This is a genomic window from Bradyrhizobium sp. cir1 (genome assembly GCF_014198245.1).
Lineage (GTDB): Bacteria > Pseudomonadota > Alphaproteobacteria > Rhizobiales > Xanthobacteraceae > Bradyrhizobium.
The window spans coordinates 16,235-29,214 of record NZ_JACIHE010000046.1; the positions used below are offsets into that span (position 1 = coordinate 16,235).

General features: G+C 66.9%; 12 protein-coding genes, 1 tRNA gene and 1 pseudogene. 11 read left to right on the forward strand and 3 right to left on the reverse strand.

Features of this window, described 5'->3' with window-relative positions; translation table 11 throughout:
- Positions 1-21: 21 nt before the first annotated feature.
- Both GGD63_RS38965 and GGD63_RS38970 read right to left on the reverse strand, forming a co-directional pair.
- Positions 22-827 (reverse strand): annotated as a pseudogene (locus GGD63_RS38965) (helix-turn-helix transcriptional regulator).
- 10 nt (positions 828-837) lie between these two features.
- Entirely contained in the window at positions 838-1,416 is a 579-nt protein-coding gene (locus GGD63_RS38970) for a methylated-DNA--[protein]-cysteine S-methyltransferase (RefSeq protein WP_183250495.1), read from the reverse strand.
- A 171-nt stretch (positions 1,417-1,587) separates the two neighbouring features.
- On the opposite strand from GGD63_RS38970, the gene GGD63_RS38975 reads away from it, so the two are divergent.
- Positions 1,588-1,661, forward strand: a tRNA-Gly gene (locus tag GGD63_RS38975).
- 4 nt (positions 1,662-1,665) lie between these two features.
- Here the strand turns inward: GGD63_RS38975 and GGD63_RS38980 are convergent.
- A complete protein-coding gene (locus GGD63_RS38980) occupies positions 1,666-2,658 on the reverse strand; it encodes an alpha/beta fold hydrolase (protein ID WP_183250496.1) in 993 nt (330 codons plus the stop codon).
- 174 nt (positions 2,659-2,832) lie between these two features.
- Between GGD63_RS38980 and GGD63_RS38985 the strand changes: the two genes are divergently transcribed.
- The 10 genes from GGD63_RS38985 to GGD63_RS39030 all read left to right on the forward strand — a co-directional run bounded on the left by GGD63_RS38985 (position 2,833) and on the right by GGD63_RS39030 (position 12,718).
- Positions 2,833-3,414 carry a helix-turn-helix domain-containing protein gene (locus GGD63_RS38985; protein ID WP_183250497.1) on the forward strand — a complete coding sequence of 194 codons (582 nt, stop codon included), beginning with the start codon at positions 2,833-2,835 and terminating at the stop codon, positions 3,412-3,414.
- A gap of 41 nt (positions 3,415-3,455) precedes the next feature.
- Complete coding sequence (locus GGD63_RS38990) at positions 3,456-3,920, forward strand: GNAT family N-acetyltransferase (RefSeq protein WP_183250498.1); 465 nt, start codon at positions 3,456-3,458, stop codon at positions 3,918-3,920.
- Between the two features lie 88 nt (positions 3,921-4,008).
- Positions 4,009-5,049 (forward strand): LacI family DNA-binding transcriptional regulator, encoded by a 1,041-nt coding sequence (locus GGD63_RS38995; RefSeq protein WP_183250499.1) that lies wholly within the window; start codon positions 4,009-4,011, stop codon positions 5,047-5,049.
- Positions 5,050-5,131: 82 nt separating this feature from the next.
- Positions 5,132-6,586, forward strand: a complete 1,455-nt coding sequence (xylB, locus tag GGD63_RS39000) for a xylulokinase (RefSeq protein ID WP_183250500.1) — start codon at positions 5,132-5,134, stop codon at positions 6,584-6,586.
- A complete protein-coding gene (gene xylA / locus GGD63_RS39005) occupies positions 6,587-7,909 on the forward strand; it encodes a xylose isomerase (RefSeq protein WP_183250501.1) in 1,323 nt (440 codons plus the stop codon).
- Between the two features lie 12 nt (positions 7,910-7,921).
- Complete coding sequence (locus GGD63_RS39010) at positions 7,922-8,680, forward strand: ATP-binding cassette domain-containing protein (RefSeq protein ID WP_183250502.1); 759 nt, start codon at positions 7,922-7,924, stop codon at positions 8,678-8,680.
- A complete protein-coding gene (locus GGD63_RS39015; RefSeq protein ID WP_183250503.1) occupies positions 8,680-9,750 on the forward strand; it encodes an ABC transporter permease in 1,071 nt (356 codons plus the stop codon). The genes GGD63_RS39010 and GGD63_RS39015 overlap by 1 nt, the downstream gene beginning before the upstream one ends.
- A 94-nt stretch (positions 9,751-9,844) precedes the next feature.
- On the forward strand, positions 9,845-10,777 hold the full coding sequence (locus GGD63_RS39020; protein WP_183250504.1) for a sugar-binding protein: 933 nt from the start codon (positions 9,845-9,847) through the stop codon (positions 10,775-10,777).
- Positions 10,778-10,884: 107 nt separating this feature from the next.
- On the forward strand, positions 10,885-11,862 hold the full coding sequence (locus GGD63_RS39025) for an aldo/keto reductase (protein WP_183250505.1): 978 nt from the start codon (positions 10,885-10,887) through the stop codon (positions 11,860-11,862).
- A gap of 4 nt (positions 11,863-11,866) precedes the next feature.
- Positions 11,867-12,718, forward strand: coding sequence for an amidohydrolase (locus tag GGD63_RS39030; RefSeq protein ID WP_183250506.1), 852 nt, complete (start codon positions 11,867-11,869; stop codon positions 12,716-12,718).
- Positions 12,719-12,980 lie beyond the last annotated feature (262 nt).

Genomic DNA, 12,980 nt, shown 5'->3' on the forward strand with positions numbered 1-12,980 from the left:
TCTTAGCACGCGGCCGCCTCGTCAGTTCAGGGCCAGCCGTTCGCCGAGAATCTTGCGCTCGCCCCTTGAGGCCTGCCGGAACTTCGTCGGCGACACGCCGGCGGCGCGATGGAAGGTGCGGACGAAATTGGAGAGGTCGCCGAAGCCGACGTCATAGGCAACGTCGGTGACGGCGATATCGTCGTCGGCAAGCTTGCGCGCGGCGTGCCGCAGCCGCGAGCGCACCAGATATTGATGCGGAGTGACGCCGAGCACGGCCGAGAACAGCCGCAGGAAATGGAACGGGCTGAGGCCGGCCTGCTTTGCCGCCTGCTCGAGGTCGAGCTCGGCATGCGAATTGTCGTCGATCCACAGCGCGGCGTCGCCGGCTTGCGCGCCTTGCCCGAAACAACATCGATGAAACGGCCCGCAAGAATTTGGCCGATCTCGTCGAGTCCCAAGTCGCTGTTGCCATCTGCTGCCGTCTGGGCCAGCTCGCCCAGCACCATCAGCTCGGGCAGCGGCGGCGTCGCGCCGACCTGCCAGATCTCGCGCCGCCCGCCGAGGGCATCGACCAGGTCCTCGCTGAAGAAGAAGCCGAGGCAGACGTCGCCCGAGACATGCTCGTGCGTGCAGGTGTATTCCTCGCCGGGGGCGCCGACCAGCATCGAGCCCGCCACCAGCTCGAAGAAGCCAGCGCGGCAATGGCAGCCGAAGCTGCCGGAGCGGACATAGGCGATGGAATGGCCGGTGCGGCATTCCGCAAACGGCGTGTCGTCCGGTCCCGCATCGCAGCGAAACTCGGAGACGGTCATCGAGCGTGTCGTCAGCAGCGCGGTCGCATCCATGCGACTCTATCTAGGTAGGCGCGCGCGGCGGAGCAACCGGCAGCAGCACCTCGAACAGCGTCTTGCTGGCGACCGACTGGGCGCCCTCCAGCGACAGCAGCCGCCGCTTGGAGATCACCCCGCCGTAAGGCGATATCCGGCCGGTGTAATTGCCGGCCTCCAGCACGCGATGGCACGGCACGATCAGCATGTAGGGATTTTTCGCGATCGCCTGCGCCACCGAATGCGCCGCCCCGGAGGCGCCGAGTGCCTTGGCGATCTCGTGATAGGTGCGCGTCTCCCCGCGCGGGATCGTGCAGGCGTATTCATAGACCCGCCGGTTGAAGTCGGGCACGCCGCCGGCATCCAGGCTGACGTCGGAAAAATCGGGATCGCCGCCCTGCAGCAGGCCGACGATGCCCTCGATCGCGAGCTCGGTATTGAGTGGAGGCTGCTGCTCGCGCGCCTCGGGATGAGCCTGGAAAATCCGGCGGCGGGTGTCGATCTCCCGCGCCTCCGGCAATTGCACGGCGACGACGCCGGTGCCGCTCCAGATGATGCCGCAACGGCCTATCGCCGTGTCGAATACCGTGTAGCCACGCCCCACCATGCACACGCCCCACTCAGTGCACGTTTCCCCCCGACCCATCAATCATAACACCGCCACAATCCGGCGCACCCAGAATCTTGCCAGGACGTTAACAACCGTCCGGGTGGACGCGCCAAACCGCTTGGCGGGAGGCGCCGTCTCGGCTAATCAGGATGGGCGCGAAGCGCACAAGCGGGCGTAGTTCAATGGTAGAACGGCAGCTTCCCAAGCTGCATACGAGGGTTCGATTCCCTTCGCCCGCTCCAAGCTTCAGTTCGGCAGGCTTCGCAGAAACTCCACGATCGCTGCGTTCACTTCCGCCGGCCGCTCCTGCTGAGTCCAGTGTCCGCAGCCGGGCAGCATCCTGATCTCGCGGAGCTGCGGCACCCATTGCTTCATGTTGGCGAGGTGCTCTGCGGCGCCGGGGAAGGCGATGACCATGTCGTGGTCGCCTGCCATAAAGAGCGAGGGCACCATCACCTTCATGCCCTCGAAGGCGCCCATCAGCTCCCAATTGCGATCGATGTTGCGGTAGTAGTTGAGCGGTCCGCGAAACCCGCTGCGGGCAAACTCGGCGCTGTAGTAGTTGAGGTCGGCGGTGCTGAGCCACGACGGCAACGGCACCTGCACCTTCGGCAACATGCCGTCCTTGCGCGAGACCATACCGACGCCGACGGTCCTGCCGGCTCGTTCGGCATTGGCGCGGATCGCCGCCGCTCCTTCGCCAGAACCGCCATAGAGCATCGCGCTGAGGGTTGCGCGCGGATCCCGTTCGAATTCCTCTTCGGCGACACCCGGCTCCTGGAAGTATAGCTGATAGAACTGCGCATCCGCTGTCTGCGGCATGACGCTCGTTGGCCGCACCTCGCTGCGCGGCCGATAGGGCACGCTAAGGATCGCGGCGGCGCGGAAGCGATCGGGCCGCAGGCGCGCCGTGTGCCAAGCGATTGTTGCGCCCCAGTCATGGCCGACGATGACGGCGTCCTTCGCCTCGAAGGCGTCAAGCACGCCGACAAGATCGCCGACCATGTGGAGGATCGTGTACTGATCGATCGCTTCGGGCCGGTCGCTCTTTCCGTAGCCGCGCATGTCGGGGGCGACCGCGTGGTAGCCGGCCGCTGCCAGCGCCTCGAACTGGTGGCGCCAGGAGTACCAGCCTTCCGGAAAACCGTGGCAGAGCAGCACCATGGGCCCCTTGCCCTGCTCGGCGACATTGAGGCTGATGCCGTTGGCCCTGATCGTCCGCTGCGTCGGCTCGCCCATGTCATCGCCTCCGGATTGTTTGTGGTTGGGGCGCATCCTAGTCGGCCCTACGGGTTCCGCAAAGATTCTAATATATTAGCTCCTCGCTCCCGGCACGCGCGGCTCGCCCGGCTTAAGCTTCCTCCCGCCCTGATGGGTGCGGTCCTCCTGTCGGGCAATGTTCGGATGACAACCATGGACCAGCAGAAACTCGATCGCGCGATCGGTCGTCGCTTGAAGACGCTTCGGACGCAGGCGGGCATGACGTTGAACGAACTTGCAGGCCGCTCCGGCGTCAGCCGGGCCATGATCGGGCGGGTGGAGCGGGCGCAGAGCAGTGCGACGGCGGCGCTGCTCAACAAGCTCTGTGCGGCGCTCGACGTCACGCTCAGCGATGTCGTCGCGCTCGCGGAGAAGCCGCCGGAGCGCCTGGTGCGGCTCGCGGACCAGCCGCATTGGCGCGATCCCGACAGCGGCTACCGCCGGCGTCATGCCTCGCCGCCGGATGCGGCCAGCGGCATCGAGATCATCGTCGTCGACCTGCCGGCCGGCGCGCGCGTCTCCTACAGTCCCTGGGGCCGCAACGCCTTCACCCAGCAGCTCCTGATGCTGGAGGGCGCGGTCTGCGTGCATATCGACGCCAAGACGGTGCGCCTGCGCGATGGCGACTGTCTCGACTTCGACGTGATGCGCGCGGTGACGTTTGAGAACGAAACCAGGCAGGACGCGCGCTACGTCATCATCACGCGGCGCGGCACTTCGTACGGGAAGATGTGATGTCGCCGCCCGGCGAACGAAACCTAGGCATGAGGCCGACCATGCAGATCCGTACCGGCGACACCTTCGATTCCCGCGTCATCGCGCTGCTCGATCATCACGTCGCGGCTGCGCGGGCGCAGACCGCGCCGGGCAGCGCGCATGCGCTCGATCTGGCGGGCCTGCGCGCGCGCGACGTCGCGTTCTGGACCGGTTGGGACGGCGAGACGCTGGTCGCCACCGGCGCGCTGAAGACGCTCTCGGCCGACCACGGCGAGGTCAAGTCGATGCATACGCTTCAGACCACGCGGCGCCGCGGCTTCGGCGGCCAGATGCTCCGCTACATCATCACGGAAGCCCGCGCGCGCGGCCTGACGCGGCTCAGCCTCGAGACCGGCTCGTGGGATTATTTCAAGCCGGCGCATGCGCTCTACCGAGCGCATGGCTTCATCCTTTGCGGCCCGTTCGAGGGCTATGTCGAGGATCCCAACAACCTGTTCCTGACGCTCGACCTCAGCGGCCGCTGAGCTCTCCGGCCAACTGCCGGGCCCGAAATGCCATCATGCCCCTCAAAATGAGTTGCGCACCTCAAAACACCTCTGCTAGCCTTCAGCCATGGCCGACACCCTCGCCGCCACCGCCCTGACGCTGAAGGACATCGCCCGCGAGGCGGGCGTCAGCCTCGCGACGGTCGATCGGGTGCTGCACAACCGGCCGGGCGTGCGGCCGGACACGGTCCGGCGGGTGCGGGAGGCGATCGAGCGCAATTCCTTCCAGCCGCATGTGGCCGCCGCCGAGCTCGCCCGCGGCCGCGCCCGCCGCTTTGCCTTCGTGATGCCGTCGGGGCCGAACCCGTTCATGCAGCAAATCGAGGCCTATCTCGGCGAGATGACGGCCTGGCTCTCGGCCCGCCGCCTGAGCGCCGAGATCGTCGCAACCGACGTGTTCGACGCCTCCGTGCTGGCCTCCTCACTGGAGGCGCTGTCCGGCGATTACGACGGCGTCGCCGTGGTGGCGCTGGATCATCCCGGCGTCCGCGCCGCCATCAACGACCTGGTGGATGCCGGCACCAAGGTCGTGACGCTGGTCTCGGACGTCCCGTCCTCACGTCGCCACCACTATGTCGGCATCGACAACATCGCGGCGGGCCGCACCGCCGGCGCGCTGGTCGGACGGCTGGTCGGCGGGCGCTCAGGCAAGGTTGCCGTCGTCGCGGGATCGCAGGGCCTGCGCGACCATGCCGAGCGCATCTTCGGCTTCAACCAGGTGATGGCTAGCGAATTCCCTGACCTCAGCGTGCTGCCGGTACTGGAGGGGCGCGACGAGGACGAGCGTTCGGAGCAGCTGCTGGCAGGGCTGTTGGGCAGGCATGCTGACATTGTCGGGCTCTACAACGTTGGCGCCGGCACGCAGGGCGTCGCGAAAGCGTTGAGCGAGGCCGGCCGCGACAAGGTCGTGTTTGTCGGGCACGACGTCACCGCGCTGACGCGCCGGCTGCTGCTGCAGGGCGTGATGGATGCCGCGATCTCGCAGAATCCGGGACATGAGGCGCGTGCCGCCGTGCGCGTGCTGCTCGCGCTCGCCCGCGGCGAGCCGATCCTGAGCGAGCAGGACAAGATCAGGATCGACATCGTGATGCGGGACAATCTGCCCTAGCGGCAGGGGGATTTGGAAACGGCCCGTTGCGGCGAAGGCGACGTCAAGCTCGCACACCGCGACGGAACAAGAGGAGGATGGCGTGTATCTCGGCATCGACATCGGCACGTCCGGTGTGAAGGCGGTTCTCGTGAACGACGCCGGCGCGGTGATCGCGACCGCGGCGCGCGAGCTCGCGCTGTCGCATCCGGCGCCGCTGTGGTCCGAGCAGGATCCCGACGCCTGGGTCGAGGGCGCGATCGGCGCGGTCGACGATCTCGCGAGCCATCATCCGCGCGAGGTTGCGCGGGTCGCCGGTATCGGCCTGTCGGGCCAGATGCATGGCGCGACGCTGCTGGGCGAGGACGGACGGCCGCTGCGTCCCGCCATCCTCTGGAACGACGGCCGCTCGCAGGCCGAATGCACCATGCTGGAGCGGCGCTGTCCATCGCTGCACGCCATCGCCGGCAACCTGGCGATGCCCGGCTTCACCGCGCCAAAGCTGTTTTGGGTCGCGCGGCACGAGCCTGAGACATTCAAGCGCGTCGCCAAGGTGCTGCTGCCGAAGGCCTATGTGCGCTACCGGCTGACCGGCGAGATGGTCGAGGACATGTCGGACGCGTCAGGCACGCTGTGGCTCGATGTCGGCGAGCGCCGCTGGTCGGCCCTGCTGCTGCACGCGACCGGCCTCGATCTCCACCACATGCCGCGCCTCGCCGAGGGCAGTGCGGTGAGCGCGGTGCTTGCGCCGGAATACGCGCAGCGTTGGGGCATGGCGAAGAACGTCGTGGTGGCCGGCGGCGCCGGCGACAACGCGGCGAGCGCGATTGGGCTCGGCGCCATCGCACCGGGCGATGCCTTCCTGTCGCTCGGCACCTCCGGCGTGGTGTTCCGCGTCACCGACCGGTTCGCACCGGCGCCGGCTTCGGCCGTGCATGCGTTCTGTCACGCTTTGCCCGGCCTCTGGCACCAGATGGGCGTCATGCTGTCGGCCGCGGCTTCGCTGGCCTGGCTGTCCGGCGTGATGGAGACGCCGGCCGCAGCGCTGCTGGCGCCACTCGGCGAGCGCGTCGCCGGGCCGAGCCCCATCAAATTCCTGCCCTATCTCGATGGCGAGCGCACGCCGCACAACGATGCGGCCGCCAGCGGTGCCTTCGTCGGGCTGCGTGGCGCAACCGGGCGTTCCCAGATCGTCCAGGCCGTGCTCGAAGGCGTCGCCTTCGCCGCGCGCGACAATCTAGCGGCACTGAGCGCTGCAAGCGGACCTGTTGCGGAGCTCGATCTCGTCGGCGGCGGCTCGCGCTCGCCGCTCTGGGCGCAGATCTGCGCCGACGTGCTCGGCATTCCCGTCCACCGCGTGGAGGAGGGCGAGGTGGGCGCGGCGCTTGGCGCCGCGCGGCTCGGCCGGCTCGCCGCCACCGGCGAAGCTCCGGCAGCAGTCTGCACCCGTCCGCGCCGGCTCGCGAGCTTCGCGCCCCGCGCATCCGTGACCGCCGCCTATGACGAAGCCTATCGCCGCTGGCGTGCGCTTTATCCCGCATTGAAGGAGCCTCTTTAAGTGAACGCGTCAGCCAAATTCTTCGATGCAAGCATGCCTATCGCCTTTGCCGGCAAGGACGCGGCGAACACGCCCGCCTTCCGCTGGTACGACAAGGACCGCATCGTCCACGGCCGCCGCCTCGAGGATCATTTGCGCTTTGCGGTCTGCTACTGGCACTCCTTCTGCTGGCCCGGCGGCGATCCCTTCGGCGGCGAGACTTTCCTGCGTCCCTGGCACCATGGCAGTGACGCGATGGCCATGGCGCGCGCCAAGGCCGATGTCGCCTTCGAGCTGTTCCGCCTGCTGGACGTGCCCTTTTTCACTTTTCACGACATCGATGCGGCGCCGGAAGGGGATTCGCTCAGCGAGTCCGTCGCCAACCTCAACGCGATTGCCGATGTCTTCGAAGCGAAGATGGCATCAAGCAAGGTCCGTCTGCTCTGGGGTACCGCAAACCTGTTCACACATCGCCGCTACATGGCGGGCGCTGCGACCAACCCGGACCCCGACATCTTCACCTATGCCGCCGGCCAGGTTCGCGCGGCGCTCGAGGTGACGCACCGGCTCGGCGGCCAGAACTATGTGCTGTGGGGCGGCCGCGAGGGCTACGAGACGCTGCTCAACACCGATCTCAAGCGCGAGCTCGACCAGCTCGGCCGTTTCGTCTCCCTCGTCGTCGAGCACAAGCACAAGATCGGTTTCAAGGGCCCGATCCTGATCGAGCCCAAGCCCAAGGAGCCGACCAAGCATCAATACGATTTCGACGTCGCCACCTGCTACGGCTTCCTCGAACGCTACGACCTGCTCAGGGACGTCAAGCTCAACATCGAGCAGAACCACGCCATCCTCGCCGGCCACTCCTTCCACCACGAGGTCGCGCTCGCCGAGGCGCTCGGCGTGTTCGGCTCGCTCGACATCAACCGCGGCGACGATCTGCTCGGCTGGGACACCGACCAGTTCGCGATGAACGTGGGCGAGCTGGCGCTGGTGTTCCACGAGATCCTGAACCGCGGCGGCTTCACCTCGGGCGGACTCAATTTCGACGCCAAGATCCGCCGCCAGTCGATCGACCCCGATGATCTCATCCACGCCCATGTCGGCTCGATGGATGCCTGCGCGCGCGCCTTCCTTGCCGCTGCCGACATGCTCGATGCCGGCGCGCTCACTGCGCCGCTGGCGACGCGCTACGACGGATGGGCCGGCCCCGAGGGTCTCGCCATTCTCGGCGGGCAGCGTTCGCTTGCCGATCTCGCCGACCGTGCGATGAGTCCCGGCTTCGATCCGCAGCCGCGCTCGGGCCGGCAGGAATATCTGGAATCCCTGGTCAACCGCTACGTCTGAGGAAGGCCGCTGATGACAAAGGCTGACGCGACACCGGTGCTCGAGCTCACCGGCATCGGCAAGGAGTTCGGCGCGATCCGCGCGCTGCACGATGTCGACATGCAGGTCTTCCCGGGCGAGGTGGTCGGGCTGATGGGCGACAACGGCGCGGGCAAGTCGACATTGGTCAAAATCATCGCCGGCAACTTCCGCCCCACGCACGGCGAGATGCGCTTTGCCGGCAGCGCAGTCCACTTCAATCGTCCCGTCGATGCCCGCGCCGTCGGCATCGAGGTGGTCTACCAGGACCTCGCGCTATCCGACAATCTCACGGCCGCCGCCAACGTCTTCCTCGGTCGCGAGCTCAAGCGCAAATTCGGACCCATCGCCTTGCTCGACCACAAGGCGATGGCGGCGCGCGCGCTTGAGCTGTTCGGCGAATTGCGCTCGGAAACGCGGCCCGACGATCTCGTCAAGCAGATGTCGGGCGGCCAGCGCCAGGCCGTCGCGATCGCGCGGACCCGGCTCTCCAATGCGCGGCTGGTGATGATGGACGAGCCGACCGCGGCGATCTCGGTCCGCCAGGTCGAGCAGGTGCTCGGCCTGATCCACCGGCTGAAGGAGCAGGGCGTCGCCGTGATGCTGATCTCGCATCGCATGCCCGACGTGTTCGCCGTGTGCGACCGCGTCATCGTCATGCGCCGCGGCGAGAAGCGCGCCGACAAGCCGATCCACGAGACCTCGCCGGAGGAAGTCACCGCCCTCATCACCGGCGCGAAGGAGGCGGCGTGATGGCTATGCCCATGGAATCCCCGATCACCTTCTCCAACATCGGCAAGATCAGGTGGTGGCAGCGCGGTCTCTTCGCCTCCCAGACCGGCTATGTCCTGCTGGCGCTGGCGGCGCTGCTGGTGATCATGCATTTCGCCAGCCCCTACTTCTTCACCGAAGGCAACATGCAGAACGTGGCGAAGAATTTTTCCTTCATCGCCATCGCCACCCTCGGCGTCACCTTCGTGATCATCACCGGCGGCATCGATCTGTCGGTCGGCTCGATGATGTGCTTCTCCGCCATGATCACCTCGATGGTCATGACCGAGCTGTCGGCGCCGGGCTCGCCGCTGGTGCATATGGCGGTCGACGGTAAGACTGTGCTGGCCAACGTGCCCGGCCTGATCCTGCTGATCTCGCTCCTCGCCGGGCTCGGCGTCGCGCTGATCGCGGGCCTCGTCAACGGCTTCTGCATCGCCGTGCTCGGCCTGTCGCCCTTCGTCACCACGCTCGGCATGCTCTCGATCGTGCGCGGGCTCGGTTATGTCGTCTCCAACGGCCGCGGAAGTTTCCCGGGCGGGCCGGATGCCGATTATTTCTATGCGCTGACCTCGGGCGACGTGCTCGGCGTGCCCGTGCCCTTCATCTATCTCGTGATCCTCGCGCTGACGATGGCGGTGGTGCTGCACCACACCTCGTTCGGCCGCCATGTCTTCGCGCTCGGCGGCAACGAGAAGGCGGCCGAGCTCACCGGCATCCCGGTGGTGCGGGTGAAAATCGAAGTCTACGTGATCTGCGCGCTCGCCGCAGGGCTCCAGGGCATCATCATCTCCGGCTGGCTCGGATCGGCGCCCGCCAACATGGCGACCTCCTATGAGCTCAACGTGATCGCGGCGGCCGTGATCGGCGGCGCCAACCTTGCCGGCGGCATCGGCGGCCCGCTCGGGGCCATCGTCGGCTGCGTATTGCTGGAGGTGATCCGCAACGGCCTCGTGCTGGCGCAGGTCTCCTCCTACTGGCAGCAGACGCTGGTGGGCGTGATCATCATTCTGGCTGTGCTGGTCGATCGCGTCCGCTCGCGGATGACCTGACGTGACGTTATCTCGGGAAGGCAACGAAAATGCCGCCTGTCCGCTTCCCGGGCACTTTCGAGAGGATGGGCACCAAACAAGGGTGGAGGAGACAATGAGGAAACTTCTTCTTGCCGGTATCGCCATTGCGATGATGGCGACGCCGGCGTTCGCTGCGAACTACCGCTTCGTCATCGTGCCCAAGGCGATGAACAATCCGTTCTTCGATTTCGCGCGTGACGGTTGCCTGAAGCGCGCCAAGGAGCTCGGCAATATCGAGTGCATCTACAAGGGGCCGGTCGAGCACGAGCCGGCAACGCAGGCCCAGATCATCCAGGACTTCGTCACCCAGAAGGTCGACGGCCTCGCCATCTCGGTCGCCGACGTCGCCGCCATGACCAAGTCGATCGAGGCGGCGACCGCGGCCGGCATTCCCGTCATCACCTTCGATGCGGATGCGCCGGGCTCCAAGCGCATCGCCTATATCGGCACCAACAACAAGGAGTTCGGCTTGGCGCTCGGCAAGCAGCTTCTGAAGATGCGGCCGGATGGCGGCAAATACGCGATGGTCTCGGGCGGCCCCGGCGCCAAGAACCTTGCCGAGCGCGTCGACGGCGTGCGCGAGGCGCTGAAGGGTTCGAAATGGACCGAGGTCGCGGGTTCTCCGACCTTCTGCAACGACGATCCCGCGCTCGCGGTCCAGCAGATGACCGACATGCGCACCGCAACGCCCGATCTCGCCTCCATCGTTCCGATCGGCGGCTGGCCGATGTTCGCTCCTGAAGGCTTCAAGGCCTTCGCCTCCAGGAACAAGAAGGACATCGACAGCGGCAAGTTCACGCTGGTCGTCGCCGATACGCTGAAGATGCAGCTCGAGCTGCTGCGCGACGGCTATGCCAATGCGCTGGTCGGCCAGCGTCCGTTCGAGATGGGCGAGAAGGCGATGGACACGCTGCTCGCCATCAAGAAGGGCGAGAAGGTGCCGGAGATCGTCTACACCGGCCTCGATCTCGTCACCAAGGACAACGTCGCGCAGATGCTGAAGTAGGAGCGCCCGCCAGCCCCGCGCTCCTGCGTGCCTCTCCCGCTTGCGCTTGCCGCAAGCGGGAGAGATGATCTTTGGACTGCTGGAATGAAGACTGTAAGGCAATGGGAATGAAACGCTCGCGGCTCGGCCCTCTCGACGTCACCTCAATCGGCCTCGGTTCCGCCCCGCTCGGCGGCTTGTTTGCGCCTGTCAGCGATGCGGATGCGGAGGCGACACTCGCAAGAGCCTGGGCGCTCGGCGTCCGCTTCTTCGACACCGCGCCGCTCTACGGCTTTGGCCTCGCGGAGCGGCGGCTCGGCGCGTTCCTGCGGCAGCAGAAGCGCGAGTCCTATGCCATCTCGACCAAGGTCGGCCGCCTGCTGAGCGCCCGCGATGGCGGTGCCGCCGAGGACGAGCATTACAAGGGCACGCCGCGCGAACGGCCGGTGTTCGATTTCAGTTATGACGGCGTAATGCGCTCGGTCGAGGAGAGCCTGATGCGCCTCGGGCTCGACCGCGTCGACGTCCTGCTCGTGCACGATCCCGACGATCACTATGACGCGGCCGTCACGGGTGCCTTCCGCGCGCTCCAGCGCCTGCGCGCCGACGGCACCGTGAAGGCGATCGGTGCCGGCATGAACCAGTCGGAAATGCTTGTGCGCTTCGCCGAGGCCGTGCCGGTCGACTGTTTCCTGCTCGCCGGGCGCTACACGCTGCTCGACCAGGGCGCGCTGGATGCGCTGTTTCCGGTTTGCGCCGCCAGGAACATCGGCATCCTGCTAGGTGGCATCTACAACAGCGGTATTCTCGCCAATCCGCACGCGGGCGCGAAGTTCAACTATCAGGATGCCGATCCGGCGCTTGTCGCACGTGCGCTCGCGCTCGACGAGCTCTGCCGCAGGTACGGCACCGAGCTGAAGGCCGCCGCGCTGCAGTTCTGCATGGCTCACCCGGCCGTGACCGTCGCCGTGATGGGTGCGCGCAATGCTGCCGAGGTCGCCGACAACATCGCAATGTCGGAGAGGGCGGTGCCGCCTGCGCTCTGGCAGGAGCTGCGTGCGCGAAACCTCGTCGACGCCCGCGCGCCGCTGCCGGGTGGAGCGTAAGGGGATGATCATCGACGCCCACCAACATTTCTGGGATCCCGCGCGCGCCGACTATCCCTGGATGGAGGCGCCCGAGCTGGCACCGATCCGCCGTGCCTTCGACCCTGCCGATCTCGCGCCGCTGTTGAAGGCGAACGGCATCGACGCCAGCATCGTGGTGCAATGCCGCTCCGCGCTGGAGGAGACCGAGGAATTCCTGCGCATCGCGCGTGCGACGCCGTCTGTCATTGGCGTGGTCGGCTGGGCCGATCTGACCGACGGCGACCTCGGCAAGACGCTCGACCGGTTGCGCGCCTTGCCCGGCGGCGACAAGCTGGTCGGCATCCGCCACCAGGTCCACGACGAGGCCGATCCCGACTGGCTGCTGCGCGAAGACGTCCAGCGCGGCCTCACCGCAGTGTTCGCCCGCGATCTCGCCTACGATTTCCTCGTCCGCACCCGCGAGCTGCCGGCGGCGATCGCAACCGCACAGGCCTTCCCGCAAGCGCGCTTCGTCCTGGATCACGCCGCCAAGCCGCCGATCGCCGATGGCGGAAGCGACGAATGGACCGACCGCATCGCAGCGCTCGCCGCGTGCGGCAACGTCTGGTGCAAGATCTCCGGGCTCGCGACGGAAGCGAAGTGGGACAATTGGGATGCGGAGCGACTGCTTCCGTTCGTCGCGCACGCCGCAAAATGTTTCGGTGAGGACCGTTTGATCTTCGGCTCGGACTGGCCGGTATGCCTGCTCGCGGGCAGCTACGGCGAGATCAAGGGGGCGCTGGAGGCGTGTTTGGCAGAGCTCGGGCCGAATGTGCGCGAGAATGCGTTTGGGGTGAATGCGAGGGCGGCGTATCGGCTGCGGATCGCAAGTTAGAACGAATCCGCGGGTTCCTACCCTCCCCTGGAGGGGGAGGGTCGATCGCGCGTAGCGCGAGCGGGGTGGGGTGATCTCTCCACGCGGGCGCCGCCTCGGTAGAGAGACTGTCACCCCACCCCGTCTCACATTGCGCTGCGCTCCATGTGAGCCGACCCTCCCCCTCCAGGGCAGGGCTATCGCATATGGCTGAGGATCTGCAAAAGGAAGGCGTTATCCCATCCTGCGCGCTTGATTTTGAGGCGGATGGATTTTCGGTCGG